This window comes from Ensifer sp., from assembly GCF_035999185.1.
Lineage (GTDB): Bacteria > Pseudomonadota > Alphaproteobacteria > Rhizobiales > Rhizobiaceae > Ensifer.
In genome coordinates this window covers 24,297-37,342 of sequence record NZ_DASYHB010000141.1, presented here as the reverse complement: position 1 = coordinate 37,342, position 13,046 = coordinate 24,297, and the positions used below count along the sequence as shown (strand labels likewise).

Below are 13,046 nucleotides of genomic sequence, written 5' to 3'. Positions count from 1 at the left end.
GGGCTCGCAATGTTCGAGATAACGGATGCGCCTCCGCCCGAGGCCTTGGAAGCGATCGGCAACGGCCTGGCTGCCTTCAATGCCGCCGACGTCGGCCCGTCGGAGCGGCGGCCGCTTGCCGTGCTCGTCGGCGGCCCCGAGGCGAAAGGGCAACGCGGCGGCATCAGCGGTTACACCGGCTGGGGCTGGCTCTTCGTGCAATGGCTGTGGCTGCCGGAGGATTTGCGCGGCCAGGGCCTCGCCGGCAAGCTGCTTCAGGCAGCAGAAGATGAGGCGCGACGCCGCGGCTGCCATAGCGCCTGGATCGACACCTTCAACCCGCAGGCCCGGCGCGCCTATGAGCGCCAGGGCTATGCAGCGTTCGGGGAATTGCCCGATTTTCCGATCGGCCGCACGCGGGTCTTTCTCAAGAAGTCGCTCGTCGACTGATCACTCGGGCGCTTGCCCGAAACCGTTTCAGACCGCAAGTGGCAGCTCGATGAGGTCGACAGTCGCCTCTTCGTCGTCCCGCCACCCGATGACGCCGACGAGCCCGGCATGTACGCCTTCGGCCATCGGCACGACCAGCACCCGCGCCGGATCGACCGGCCCCGGAAACTCGAGCGCGCCGTAGCGCACCTTCTCAAAGCCAAGCGGCTGGTAATAGGGCGGATCGCCAACGAGGATCACCGCCTGCGAACCCTGCCGCCGGGCTGCCTCGACGGCGATGCGCACGAGCTCCCGGCCGATACCCATGTTCTTGTGGGAAGGCCGCACGGCCAGCGGCCCAAGCAGATGGCCCTTGATCGAACCTGCCATCACAGGCGTCATCCTGACCGAAGCGATGGTCTCGCCGTTGTCGGCGCAAATGAAGGACAGCGACCGGTCGTGCGGGCCCTGCTCGCGGATCCGCGCCGCAGCCCGGGCAAACCGGCCGGGACCAAAGGCTTCTTCGTTGATGATTTCGATGGCGGCGTCATGGGACGCGTCTTCAGTCAGGTAGACGAGATCGTGCTTTTTCATGGGATCGGAAACCAGGCATGCAGACAGACATAGGGATGGCTTCGCCCGAAGGGGGCGTTGGCAGCATCAGCGTCGTCGCAGGTTTCCCGAGATCATCATCAGTGTGGTTTCTTCCAACACGAAAAAAGTCGTGGCAACGCCGATAGCAGAAAATTGCCCTCTGTCAAAGCCTAAAACGCACTGTTCTGATTTCGCCATCTATCGGACGCCGTCGGAAACGCTATCTATGAGAGCAACGAACACGAAGGAGATCGTCCGATGGGCAGGTTGGTTGACGGCGTCTGGCAGGACGTCTGGTACGACACGGTGGCAACAAACGGCCACTTCAAGCGCAGTGCGTCACAGTTCCGCAATTGGGTGACCGCAGACGGATCGGCAGGTCCAAGCGGCGAAGGCGGCTTCAAGGCGGAGGCAGGCCGCTACCATCTCTATGTCTCGCTCGCCTGTCCCTGGGCTCACCGCACCTTGATCTTCCGCAAGCTGAAGAAGCTCGAGGACATCATTTCCGTTTCGGTCGTCGATCCGCTGATGCTGGCCCAGGGCTGGGAATTCAAGGAAGACGGCATCGGCACCGGCGATCACCTCTTCGGATCGAAGGCGCTCTGGCAAGTCTACACGCGCGCCGATGCCAATTACTCCGGCCGGGTGACAGTCCCCGTCCTCTGGGACAAGCATCAGAACACCATCGTCTCGAATGAATCCTCCGAAATCATCCGGATGTTCAATTCCGCCTTCGACGGCCTCACCGGCTCGACGCTCGACTTCTACCCGGAAGACCTGCGCGCCGAGATCGATGCGACGAACACCGATGTCTACAACGACGTCAACAATGGCGTCTACAAGGCGGGCTTTGCCACCACGCAGGGCGCCTACGAAGAAAGCGTCAAGGCACTCTTTGCCCGCCTCGACCAACTTGAAGAGCGGCTGGCGACGCACCGCTACCTGACAGGAAACCGCCTCACCGAGGCCGACTGGCGGCTGTTCACCACGCTGGTGCGCTTCGACCCCGTTTATGTCGGCCACTTCAAGTGCAACATCCGCCGGATCGCCGACTACCCGAACCTTCAGGGTTATCTGCGCGAGCTTTACCAGGTGCCGGGCGTGGCCGAGACGGTCGACATGCGCCACATAAAGGAGCACTACTACCGCAGCCACACCACCATCAACCCGACCGGCGTCGTGCCCGTCGGCCCGGTGCTCGATCTTTCGGCTCCGCATGGGCGCGAGATGCACTAACCCATTGTCTTGCTTAGCGAAGCCGTGAACGTCCAAGCTTACCAGTAGCGATCGACGGTCATGCCGCCGGCTAGTTCCGCTAGCCGGCGGCGCGTTGCCGGCGTGGTATCCTGCGGCAGGGCGTCGAGCGCGAAGAAACCGCTTTCTGCGATTTCCAGATCGGCTGTTTTCGGCGCGGTCTGCCTGACACCGTCGCAGCGGTAGAAGACGACATGGTCACGGCGGCTCGTGCGCCGGTTGTAGTAGACCTGGACAAGGACGGGTGGCGCCGTTGCCTCGAGGTTCCCCTCCTCGCGCAGTTCCCTCAAAAGCCCGTCGAGTGCGGCCTCGTCGCGATCGAGCCCGCCGCCCGGCAGATGCCAGCCGGGGAGATACGAGTGGCGCACCAGAAAAACGCGGCCCTCAGCGTCGAAACAGGCGGCACGCACGCCCATCGTCATGCCGCGCGCAACCGCGTAGTAGCCATGCGCAAGCCGCATCAGCAGCCGGAGATACCAGCGCCGCATCTCCGGTGGGCGATCGTCAACCAGGCGTTTTGTCCTTCCATGCCTGTCGGCCGCGCGATTCGTCGGACGACCTGATTCCCCTCGGCCGGAATATGCGCTAGACGGGGGCGATGTTCAAACTTGCCCATATCTCCGATGTCCATCTCGGGCCACTGCCCGAACTGTCGCTCAGGGAGCTTGCGTCCAAGCGCATCACCGGTTTCGTCAACTGGCATCGCAACCGCAGCCGGCATCTCTTTACCGGCACGCTCGACACCCTGCTTGCCGATATCGAGAAGCGGGATCCCGACCATCTGGCGATCACAGGCGATCTTGTGAACCTTGCCTCGTCTCGCGAAATCACCGCCGTGACCGAATGGCTGGAGGATGCGGGCGAGCCTGAAAACATCTCCATCGTGCCCGGTAACCACGACGCCTATGTGCCGGGCGCCTACGAGAAGACCACCCGTGCCTGGTACCCCTATATGCGTGGCGACCACGCACCGGGCCACTGGCACGACCGGCACCACTGCTTTCCCTATATGCGGGTGCGCGGGCCGGTGGCGCTGATCGGCTGCTCGACGGCCGTCGCGACACCGCCTTTCGCGGCCAGCGGCTATTTCGGCCAGCGGCAGGCACGCGCGACCGTCAATCTGCTGCGCCAGGCCGGCGAAGCGGGCCTCTTCCGCGTCGTCATGATCCACCATCCGCCCATCCGCGGCGCGACCTCGATGCACAAGCGCATGATCGGCATCCGCCGCTTCGCCGCAACCATCTCGTCGGGCGGCGCGGAACTCGTGATCCACGGCCACACGCACCTCAACACCGTCTACTCGATCAAGGGCCAGCACGCCCCCGTCCCGGTGGTCGGCATTGCGTCCGCCTCGCAGGGACCGGGCGGACACAAGCCGCCCGCCGCCTACAACCTGTTCACGGTGGCCGGCGAACCCGGCAACTGGCACCTGACGCGCGAACGCTATGCGCTGAATGACGATGCAACCACGGTGTCGCTGGCCGAAACCACGCGCTTCTAGCGCGTTCCCTCATGCGTTCATGTCAACGCAGAGTGCTCCAGCGTTCGCCCTCCGCAGAAAATTCATCGCCCGGCGAATAAATTTCGGCTTTCATGCGTCCTATTCATGCGCAGCCGCATGCTGCCGGGTGCGCATGTCACTTGTTGCCCTTGTTCGAGGTGTCGATGAGCGGCGTCCGCTGCCTTTCGTTATTAGGCGAGGCAGACAGGCGAACGATTTGAAACAACGCATGCACCTTCGCGTGCGAGGAATGGGAGATGGCATGATGAACGGCAAGAACTTTCTAAGTGCGCTGCTCGTCGCGGGCGCGGCCACTTTCATGGCGCAGACCGTCATGGCGGCCGGCGAGGACACCAGCGAACCGCCGAAGAAAACCAAGACCACCAGCGAATGCACCAACGGCAAGGTCTGGGACGCGAAGAAGAGCGCCTGCGTCAATGCCAAGAAGAGCGATCTCAGCGACGACATCCTGTTTGAGGCTGCACGCGAACTTGCCTATGCCGGCCAGTACGAAAATTCGATCAAGGTGCTCGGCGCCGTCAAGGACCAGAAGAGTGCCCGCGTGCTCAACTATCTCGGCTACTCAAACCGCAAGGCCGGCCGGATGGAACTCGGCATGCAGTACTACAAACGCGCGCTCCAGGCCGACGAGAACTACATCCTTGCCCGCTCCTACATGGGCCAGGCGCTGATCGAACAGGGGCATATCGAAGAAGCCCGCGTGCAACTCGTCGAAATCCGCGACCGCGGCGGCGAGAACACCTGGGCCTATCGCGCCTTGCTGCAGTCACTCGGCGGCGTGCGCCAATACTGACTGAAGTTCAAGAACGGGCGGCGCCAAGCGCCGCCTCGATCTGAGGCACCGTGCCGGGCGCGAGAGCGCCCCTCGTGCCGCCACCACCCCCTCGAAGGGGGGCAGCTCCAGGAAGCTAGCTTTTCTTGGCCGCGCCCGCGGTCGCACCGCTTGCGATCGGGGTGGTTGCATTCTTCTTCTCCGACCATTCAGGCGGCAGACCGAGCGCGCCACCCGCGATGCCGCCAAGGCCGGACCCCTTGCCGAAAACGGCGCAATCGGGATCGGTGGGCTTGCCGGTGACCGCATAGGCGACGCTGTTGGAGACGTTCTTCATCGACGGCATCTCGAAATCGGATTTCATCGGGTCGCCTGATTTTTCCAGCAAAGCGCCGAAATCCTCGGCGAAATCCGCCGAAAGCTCGAAGGCATCGGCCGCCGTCGACGCGCGCGAACCGTTGGTCAGGATGTTGGCCCCCCTCGCCCAGGTCAGCCCGGCGATTTGCGAGCCCTTCGCGTCAAAGGCCTCCGCCTCCATCGCGAGGCTGCCAAGCCCGATCGGGATGCGCGGTACCGGAACAGGTGAGACGGCCGTGGTGACCGTCGACACACCGGCGACGACGGCGTTCGTCGCCTTGATGTTGCTGACCACCGAGCGCACCGCCATATCCGCCGGTTTCGATACCGGCACGATATCGTAGTTCGCGCTCAGCGCCTCGCACAGCTTCCGGTCGATCGCGGTTGCCACCAGCTTCTTCTGCGGCTCTCCGAGCTTGTCGAGGCTGGCGTTGGTCGCAAAGGTCGTCGGGATCACATGCACCGTCTTGACGGTTTTCAGCGAAGCGGAATCCACCCGGTACTTCGTCTTGGTCACCAGCCCGTCACTGGCAACGAAATCCTTGTACGACGACAGCGATCCGGTTTCGCTGAGCTGGGCGCTCTGGCATGCCGCAAGCCCCGCGAGCACGGGAACCATGGCGCCGATACGGATGACCGCGGCGGCGGCACGGACGCGCGTTCGTTCAGCACCGTTGCCCCTGAGCCAGGCTATGTTCATTCTGCCATTACGATCTTGATTGTTCATCGACGGATCCCCGGTAGCGACCTGCAGTTGTGCAACGAGGTCAGGCGAGATTCGGGCCGAACTTTGACGCGATGTCGACGTAACATCGCAGTTTACGGTAACAAACCCATGGTTAACGGGCGCTGCCGAACAAAAAGCTTTTTGGGAAAAGACGCCATGAAGCAGCAGAATTTGCTTTCCGTTCCAGCACTTCCCTTGCAGACTAAGGCGTAAATGTTTCATAACATCCAGCCCGTGCCCCGCACGGCGAATAAACGCACGTTCCGGCACGTTTCATTTGGAAAAGCAATGCGTCCAGCGGCAGAAACGAAGGACTTCAGGCGCGACTTGGTCAGTCTCCTGCCCAAATTGCGTCGTTTCGCCATGACGTTGACGCGCAACGCCAATGATGCCGACGACCTCGTCCAGGAAGCCTGCGAGCGCGCGATCACGCGCAGTCACCTCTGGAATGGCGAGGGCCGGCTGGAAAGCTGGGTCTACGCCATGACACGCAATCTCTGGGTCGACGAAATCCGCAAGCGCAAGGTTAGAACCGGCAGCGGCACGGTCGATGCGCTCGGCCACGACGAGCTCAGCATCGAGGCTTCGGCTGAAAAGGCCGTCTACGCCAACCAATTGCAGAAGATGATCCTGTCGATGCCAGAGGGTTTGGCAGCCGTGTTCCTGCTGGTGAACGTCGAAGGGCATAGCTACCGCGAGACGGCCGACATCCTGGGCATCCCGATCGGCACTGTCATGAGCAGACTGTCGACCGCGCGCCTGAGGCTCGCGGCCATGATTTCCGAGAATACCGAAAGGAGGGCCTGACCGTTGCAACAGACAAAGGGTCATGCACTCGAAGTTCGCCTCTCCGCCTATATCGACGGCGAGATCGGCGATGCAGAACGAAGCGAACTCGAAGCTCTTCTTTCCCGCGACGAAGATGCCAAGGCGCTTTTCGAAAGACTGAAGGCCGGCAGCAGCTTCGGCGATACGGCCTTTGAGGATTTCCTGCACGACCCCGTGCCGCTCGCTCTGGTCCGCCAGATCAAGCAGGGATCCGGCATCAATCCGAAGACCGAGCGCGTGGCGACGGCAACGGCGACGGTGCGGCATGCGCGCGTCTGGCCACGGGCGCTTGCAGCATCGGTGGCCCTCATGCTGCTCGGCGGCGCTGCCGGCTTCATCGTCGGCACTGCGAACAACGTGGCCGAGCCGACCAATGTGGCGGCAGCGCGCGGCTGGCTCGACGACATCGCCGATTATCACCGCATCTATTCGCGCCAGAAGGAACATCTGGTCGAGGTTCCGGCCTCAGAGGGACCGAAGATCGAAACCTGGCTTGCCACAAGCGTCGGCGTCTCCTTCAAGGTCCCGCAGCTCGGCGGCAAGGGCCTGACCTTCGAAGGCGCCCGGTTGCTGGTGGCCAACGGCAAACCCGTGGCGCAACTCGTCTACCGGAGCACCGAAGGCGAAATCTTCGCCATCTGTTTCCTCAAGAATACCACCGCCCCACAATCGAGCGAGTTCGACGAAAGCATCCGCGACGATCTTGGCATGGTAACCTGGCAGCGCGGGGGCGCGTCCTTCGTGCTCGTCGGTCCGTCCGCCCATGTCGGAATGCAGGATATTGCCGAGACTGCCGCCGCGGCGATCTGAGACCTCCAACTCCAAACACAAAAAAGCCGCGCCGGGCTTGCCCGACGCGGCTTTGTTTCGTGACCGATAAAGCGCGTCAGCCGCGCTTCATCTCCAGCACACGGTTGGCGGCTGAAACGATGGCCTCGAGCGAGGCGGCAACGATGTTGGTGTTGATGCCGGCGCCGAACAGCTTGCCGCCGGGATGCTCCATCTCGACATAGGCGATCGCCGCCGCGTTCGAGCCGTGCTGCAGCGAGTGCTCGGAATAGTCGGCAACCGAGAGATCGACACCCAGATAGATCGACAGCGCGTTGATGAAGCCGTCGATCGGGCCGGTGCCCTTGCCTTCGATGCGCTTGACCTCGCCGTTGTCGGTGATCTCGGCCGCCACCACGCGCACGCCCTTGTGCTCACCAACCGGATAGGTGTGGTGATCGACGAACTTGATGCGCGCGCCCGGCTGCTCGACGTAGCGCTCGATGAAGCGCTCGTGGATGCGCTTGGAGGGAAGTTCCTTGCCTTCCTCATCGGTGATGCGCTGGATGTCCTCGCGGAACTCGACCTGCAGGTTGCGCGGCAGGTTGATGCCATAGTCTTCCTGCAGGATGTAGGCGATGCCACCCTTGCCCGACTGCGAGTTGATGCGGATGATCGCCTCGTAGGAGCGGCCGACGTCGCGCGGGTCGATCGGCAGGTACGGCACTTCCCAGAGCGGCTTGTTGGCCACCTTGATCGCCTTCATGCCCTTGTTGATCGCGTCCTGGTGCGAGCCGGAGAAGGCGGTGTAGACCAGTTCGCCGACGTAAGGGTGGCGCTCCGGAATGACCATCTGGTTGGAATATTCGTAGACTTCCTTGATCCGCTCGATGTCCGAGCAGTCGAGCTGCGGGTCGACGCCCTGCGTGAACATGTTCAGCGCCAGCGTCACCACGTCGACGTTGCCGGTGCGCTCGCCATTGCCGAACAGGGTGCCTTCGACGCGGTCGGCGCCGGCCATCAGGCCGAGCTCGGTGGCGGCAATGCCGGTGCCGCGGTCGTTGTGCGGGTGCAGCGAGATGATCAGGCTCTCGCGGTTGTCGAGGTTGCGACACATCCACTCGATCTGGTCGGCATAGATGTTCGGCGTCGCCATCTCGACGGTCGACGGCAGGTTCAGGATCAGCTTGTTGTCCGGCGTCGGCTTGACGATCTCGGTGACAGCGTTGCAGATCTCCAGCGCCACTTCGAGCTCGGTGCCGGTAAAGCTCTCCGGCGAGTATTCGAAGCGGTAGCCGCCGCCGGCTTTCGCCGCCATGTCGGTGATCATCTTGGCGGCATCGGTGGCGATCTGCTTGATGCCGGCGACGTCCTTGGAAAAGACCACGCGGCGCTGCAGTTCACTGGTGGAATTGTAGAAATGCACGATCGGCTGGTGGGCGCCTTCCAGCGCTTCAAAGGTGCGGGTGATCAGCTCGGGCCGGCACTGCACCAGCACCTGCAGCGACACGTCCTTGGCGACATTGCCTTCTTCGATGCACCAGCGGGCAAAATCGAAGTCGGTCTGCGAGGCCGAGGGGAAGCCGATCTCGATCTCCTTGAAGCCCATGTCGAGCAACAGCTGGAACATGCGGGCCTTGCGATCGTGGCCCATCGGGTCGACCAGCGACTGGTTGCCGTCACGCAGGTCGACCGAGCACCAGATCGGCGCCTTGGTGATCTGCTTCGACGGCCAGGTGCGGTCGGTCAGCGCGATCTGCGGGTAAGGCTGATACTTCACCGCCGCTTCCGGCATGCCAATCTTAACGGGATGGGATTTCTGGATCATTGCAGCTTCTCTTCATCACTGAGCGCTCTGGCCGCATTGCCTTAGCCGATCGGAGACCGGATTGCGATGGCAAATGCCGCGTGGGACGCGCCTTTATCTAAAACTCTTGATGGGGTCGAGGAGCATCCGCCGGCGTGGCTTTCGGCCGCCGGGCGCTCCTCAGCGAACCCGGCAACCGCGAGTAAGGCCGAGAAGAAGAAGCGATGCGAAGGCGCGCAGCGGCGCACGATTGTCATCGTGTGCGGCAGAGATCATAGCGATCTGGTGTGCGTCGGCCTTGGTCATGCCCAAGCCTATACACGGGTTGCCGGAACGGAGCAAGGCACGCCCTTGAGGAAACATGATGAGCCTTGGCACTCATCGAAGCGGTGGCGCGCGAAGCAAAAGGGGCACCGGCGCGACCGCCGATGCCCCCTTTGCAAATCAGCCCGCCGTTTCCGGCGGAAGTCGATCTCAGATATCCGAAACCGAGGTGATGATGCGCGATACCAGACCGTAGCTCTTGGCTTCTTCCGCCGACAGCCAGTAGTCGCGATCCGTGTCCTTGGCGATCTTTTCGACCGGCTGGCCGGTGGCATCGGAGAAGATCTTGTTCAGGCGCTCGTTCATCTTGATGATTTCGCGTGCCTGGATCTCGATGTCCGAAGCCATGCCGCGGGTGCCGCCCGACGGTTGGTGCAGCAGGAAGCGGGTGTTCGGCAGGCAAAGACGACGCTCCTTGGGAACGCCGACATAGATCAGCGCGCCGGCGGAAGCGACCCAGCCGGTGCCGATCGTCCAGACCTTCGGCTTCACGAACTTGATCATGTCGTGAATGCTGTCGCCTGATTCGACGTGGCCGCCGGGTGAGCTGACGAAGATGCGGATATCCTCATCGCTGGCCGATGCCAGCGCCACGAGCTGCGAGCACACTTTCTGCGCCAGCTCCTGGGTGATCGTGCCGTAGATGAAAATCGAACGCGACTTGAAAAGGTTCGCCTCCGTTTCCTTGCCGAGCGGCAATTCGGTCTTCTTGTCGTCCTCGTCGTCGTTGTTGTACATCCGTGTTTCTCCGGCGTCTCATGAAGTCTTCAGTCAAAGTCAGATAATGCGACTCGCCTGCGAAAACAATGCAACAATCCAAGGGGGCGACCAAGCGGCAACATCGACTACGCTTATGGTAAAAACACCTACCGCCAAATGCCGTATAGACAGGTGCCCAAAGGCCAATAAGATCGTGAGCGTCAAACACTCAAAGGACGGGGCCATCCTCCCAAGGCCCTGCCGATCCATGGGGACATGCATGAACAGACGCATCCTGATCGCCGCGACAGTGCTGATGGCTTCCGCCGCACCCGCCTTCGCCCATCTCAATCCGGAAGAGCACGGCTCGTTTGCCGCCGGCTTCTCGCATCCGCTCTTCGGGCTTGACCATATCCTCGTCATGGTCGCCGTCGGCCTCTGGGCGGCGCAGATCGGCGGCCGGGCGCTCTGGATCGTGCCGACAGCCTTCGTCTCGATGATGGCCGCGGGCTTCGCGCTGGCCGTTGCCGGTGTCGGCATGCCCTTCGTCGAGCCCGCGATCCTGGCTTCGGTCGTGGCACTTGGCCTGCTCGTCGCCATGGCAGTTCGCCTCGACACCGCAGCGTCCGCAGCCATTGTCGGCATCTTCGCCCTCTTCCATGGCCACGCCCACGGCGGCGAGCTCGGCAGCGCCGGCGCGCTTTCCTTTTCGGTCGGCTTCGTCTTCGCCACCGCAGCCCTTCATGCTGCAGGCATCGGCCTCGGCATCGCGCTTCAGCGCCTCTCGGGTGGTGGCGTGCTCGCCCGCATCCTCGGCGGGGCGACGGCGATCGCCGGTGCTGCACTGATCTTCGGCTGAGATCGCGAAGCATGCAGCACGGAAGGATTATCCTCCTGAACGGCACGTCGAGTGCCGGGAAATCCACGCTGGCCAAGGCGCTCCGGGAAACCCTCCCGGAGCCGTTTTGCTATTACGCGTCAGATCAGCTGGCAGACGCAGGGTTTCGCGTTCTCAAACGCGGCATGCACCCTGGCATGCGCGGCGAGCGCAACCGGTTCTTCGACGGGTTTCACCGGTCGATCGCGGCCTTCGCTGAGGCCGGCAACGATCTGATCGTCGAGCATATCGTCGAGGAGCAGAGCTGGGCCGAGGATCTGAGGAACCGCACCGCCCATCTCGATGTGTTCTGGGTCGGCGTGCATGCGCCGATCGAAGACCTCGAACGGCGCGAGCGCGAGCGCGGCGATCGCACGATCGGCGAAGCCCGCTTTCACCTGAAGACGCATGACTACTGCGCCTATGACCTCGAGGTGGACACGCGCGACCCGACCGATCAGGTCGCCGCGCGCATCGTTGGCGCATGGCTCACGCGCCAGTCACTCAGGGCGCAGCAGAATCTTTAGCCGCGACCACGATAGGTCGGCACGCCCTGATCGGGCAGCCACAGGCCCTCGGGCGGCTTGCCGGTCTGCCAGAAGACGTCGATCGGAATGCCGCCGCGCGGATACCAATAGGCGCCGATCCTGAGCCAACGCGGCGAAAGCAACGTCACCAGCCGCTGGGCGATATCGATCGTGCAGTCCTCGTGGAAGGCGCCGTGGTTGCGGAAGGAATGCAGGAACAGCTTCAGCGACTTCGATTCCACCAGCCACTCGTCCGGCACATAGTCGATGACGATATGCGCGAAATCCGGCTGCCCGGTCATCGGGCAGAGCGAGGTGAATTCCGGCGCCGTGAAGCGCACCAGATATTCCTTGCCCTTGTTGCCGCTCGGCACCCGCTCCAGCACCGCGTCTTCCGGGTTTTGCGGCAGGTCGACCTTCGCGCCCAATTGGGAAAGGCCAGATACGTCCGTCTTGCTCATTTGCCTGTTGCTCCGTGAGAACATCCGCGCGTGGGCGCGGTCGGGACGGGCCCCCCACCGCTTGTCGACCCGCGCCGTTTGCGGCTCTTAAATCAGAACTGCCTTGAGAAGGAAACCGACTCCAGGTTCAAGCGCTATTCGCCACTCGTGTTTTCAATGGCGCGCGGTTGTCTTGACGCGCACACCGTGCGCCTTTTCGCCTTCCGGCTCCACATGGATCGCAATCTTTGCCCCCGGATGCACGGCGCGGATCCCATCCTCGATCCGGTCGCAGATGTCATGCGCGTCGCCGACGGGCATCGCTTCCGGCACCACCATGTGGAAATCCACGAAGATCGCCGGACCGGCCTGGCGGGTCTTGAGGTCATGCACCCCTAGCGAGCCGGCGGCGTTGGCAGCGATCGCCTGTTTGATCGCCTCCTCCTCCTCAGCCGGCACCGCCCGGTCCATCAAACCGTCGATCGAGCGCGAGATCACCATCCAGCCCTGGTAAAGAATGTTGCAGGCGACGATGACGGCGAGCAAGGGGTCGAGGATCGCGTAGCCGGTGGCGATCGCAAGAACGAGGCCGATGAGAACGCCGATAGAGGTGACGACATCCGACAGGATATGGTGGCCATCGGCGCTCAGCGCCGGCGAGCGATGCTTGCGCCCGGCGGTGATCAACACATAGGCCCAGATGGCGTTGACGACGCCGGCCACGAAATTGATCGCAAGGCCCAATGCCGGCGCCTCCATGACGACAGGCGCCATCATCGCAGGCACCGCTTCCCAGACGATCAGAAGAGCAGCGACGACGATCAGCACGCCCTCGATGACGGCCGAAAAATACTCTGCCTTGTGGTGACCGAAGGGGTGTCCGGCATCGGCCGGTTTGGAGGCATAACCGATCATCAGATAGGCGATGACTGCCGCGATCACGTTGACCGTGGACTCGAGACCATCGGACAGAAGTGCGACCGAACCGGTGAGCCACCAGGCGAGAAGCTTCAGCCCCAGCACGGCCAGAGACAGCGGAATGCCCCAGAAGGCAAGCCGCAGAACGGTTCGGTTGTCGGACGCAGTCATTTTGATCATTCCCTATGCAGATGCAAACGAGTTGCAAACGCAAGCCTATTGAA

At 62.7% G+C, this 13,046-nt stretch carries 15 protein-coding genes; 8 read left to right on the top strand and 7 right to left on the bottom strand.

The window, feature by feature from the left end; genetic code table 11:
• Positions 1 to 9 precede the first annotated feature (9 nt).
• On the top strand, positions 10 to 429 hold the full coding sequence (locus VGO04_RS18560) for a GNAT family N-acetyltransferase (RefSeq protein WP_327497448.1): 420 nt from the start codon (positions 10 to 12) through the stop codon (positions 427 to 429).
• Positions 430 to 456: 27 nt separating this feature from the next.
• Here the strand turns inward: VGO04_RS18560 and VGO04_RS18555 are convergent, their stop codons facing one another.
• Positions 457 to 1,002 (bottom strand): N-acetyltransferase, encoded by a 546-nt coding sequence (locus VGO04_RS18555; RefSeq protein WP_327497447.1) that lies wholly within the window; start codon positions 1,000 to 1,002, stop codon positions 457 to 459.
• Positions 1,003 to 1,260: 258 nt separating this feature from the next.
• On the opposite strand from VGO04_RS18555, the gene VGO04_RS18550 reads away from it, so the two are divergent.
• Complete coding sequence (locus VGO04_RS18550) at positions 1,261 to 2,238, top strand: glutathione S-transferase family protein (RefSeq protein ID WP_327497446.1); 978 nt, start codon at positions 1,261 to 1,263, stop codon at positions 2,236 to 2,238.
• A gap of 38 nt (positions 2,239 to 2,276) precedes the next feature.
• Here the strand turns inward: VGO04_RS18550 and VGO04_RS18545 are convergent, their stop codons facing one another.
• Positions 2,277 to 2,744: an NUDIX domain-containing protein gene (locus tag VGO04_RS18545; protein ID WP_327497445.1), complete on the bottom strand. Its 468-nt coding sequence runs from the start codon at positions 2,742 to 2,744 to the stop codon at positions 2,277 to 2,279.
• A 110-nt stretch (positions 2,745 to 2,854) separates the two neighbouring features.
• Between VGO04_RS18545 and VGO04_RS18540 the strand changes: the two genes are divergently transcribed.
• Positions 2,855 to 3,757: a metallophosphoesterase gene (locus VGO04_RS18540; RefSeq protein ID WP_327497444.1), complete on the top strand. Its 903-nt coding sequence runs from the start codon at positions 2,855 to 2,857 to the stop codon at positions 3,755 to 3,757.
• A 262-nt stretch (positions 3,758 to 4,019) separates the two neighbouring features.
• Entirely contained in the window at positions 4,020 to 4,571 is a 552-nt protein-coding gene (locus tag VGO04_RS18535; protein WP_327497443.1) for a tetratricopeptide repeat protein, read from the top strand.
• 115 nt (positions 4,572 to 4,686) lie between these two features.
• Here the strand turns inward: VGO04_RS18535 and VGO04_RS18530 are convergent, their stop codons facing one another.
• Positions 4,687 to 5,904 (bottom strand): DUF3313 domain-containing protein, encoded by a 1,218-nt coding sequence (locus VGO04_RS18530; protein WP_327497442.1) that lies wholly within the window; start codon positions 5,902 to 5,904, stop codon positions 4,687 to 4,689.
• An 18-nt stretch (positions 5,905 to 5,922) separates the two neighbouring features.
• Between VGO04_RS18530 and VGO04_RS18525 the strand changes: the two genes are divergently transcribed.
• Together VGO04_RS18525 and VGO04_RS18520 are read left to right on the top strand one after the other, a co-directional pair.
• Positions 5,923 to 6,441: an RNA polymerase sigma factor gene (locus VGO04_RS18525; RefSeq protein WP_327497441.1), complete on the top strand. Its 519-nt coding sequence runs from the start codon at positions 5,923 to 5,925 to the stop codon at positions 6,439 to 6,441.
• 3 nt (positions 6,442 to 6,444) lie between these two features.
• Positions 6,445 to 7,272: an anti-sigma factor gene (locus VGO04_RS18520; protein WP_327497440.1), complete on the top strand. Its 828-nt coding sequence runs from the start codon at positions 6,445 to 6,447 to the stop codon at positions 7,270 to 7,272.
• A 76-nt stretch (positions 7,273 to 7,348) separates the two neighbouring features.
• Here the strand turns inward: VGO04_RS18520 and leuA are convergent, their stop codons facing one another.
• Positions 7,349 to 9,058 (bottom strand): 2-isopropylmalate synthase, encoded by a 1,710-nt coding sequence (gene leuA / locus VGO04_RS18515; protein WP_327497439.1) that lies wholly within the window; start codon positions 9,056 to 9,058, stop codon positions 7,349 to 7,351.
• Positions 9,059 to 9,511: 453 nt separating this feature from the next.
• Positions 9,512 to 10,099, bottom strand: coding sequence for an ATP-dependent Clp protease proteolytic subunit (locus VGO04_RS18510; RefSeq protein WP_327497438.1), 588 nt, complete (start codon positions 10,097 to 10,099; stop codon positions 9,512 to 9,514).
• 241 nt (positions 10,100 to 10,340) lie between these two features.
• Here VGO04_RS18510 and VGO04_RS18505 point away from each other — a divergent pair, with 241 nt between their 5' ends.
• On the top strand, positions 10,341 to 10,919 hold the full coding sequence (locus VGO04_RS18505; RefSeq protein ID WP_327497437.1) for a HupE/UreJ family protein: 579 nt from the start codon (positions 10,341 to 10,343) through the stop codon (positions 10,917 to 10,919).
• A gap of 11 nt (positions 10,920 to 10,930) precedes the next feature.
• On the top strand, positions 10,931 to 11,464 hold the full coding sequence (locus VGO04_RS18500) for a chloramphenicol phosphotransferase CPT family protein (protein ID WP_327497436.1): 534 nt from the start codon (positions 10,931 to 10,933) through the stop codon (positions 11,462 to 11,464).
• On the opposite strand, the gene queF is transcribed toward VGO04_RS18500, so the two are convergent.
• Both queF and VGO04_RS18490 read right to left on the bottom strand, forming a co-directional pair.
• Complete coding sequence (gene queF, locus VGO04_RS18495; RefSeq protein ID WP_327497435.1) at positions 11,461 to 11,925, bottom strand: preQ(1) synthase; 465 nt, start codon at positions 11,923 to 11,925, stop codon at positions 11,461 to 11,463. The two genes, VGO04_RS18500 and queF, sit on opposite strands and share 4 nt — an antisense overlap.
• Positions 11,926 to 12,078: 153 nt before the next feature.
• Positions 12,079 to 12,993 carry a cation diffusion facilitator family transporter gene (locus tag VGO04_RS18490; protein WP_327497434.1) on the bottom strand — a complete coding sequence of 305 codons (915 nt, stop codon included), beginning with the start codon at positions 12,991 to 12,993 and terminating at the stop codon, positions 12,079 to 12,081.
• Positions 12,994 to 13,046 lie beyond the last annotated feature (53 nt).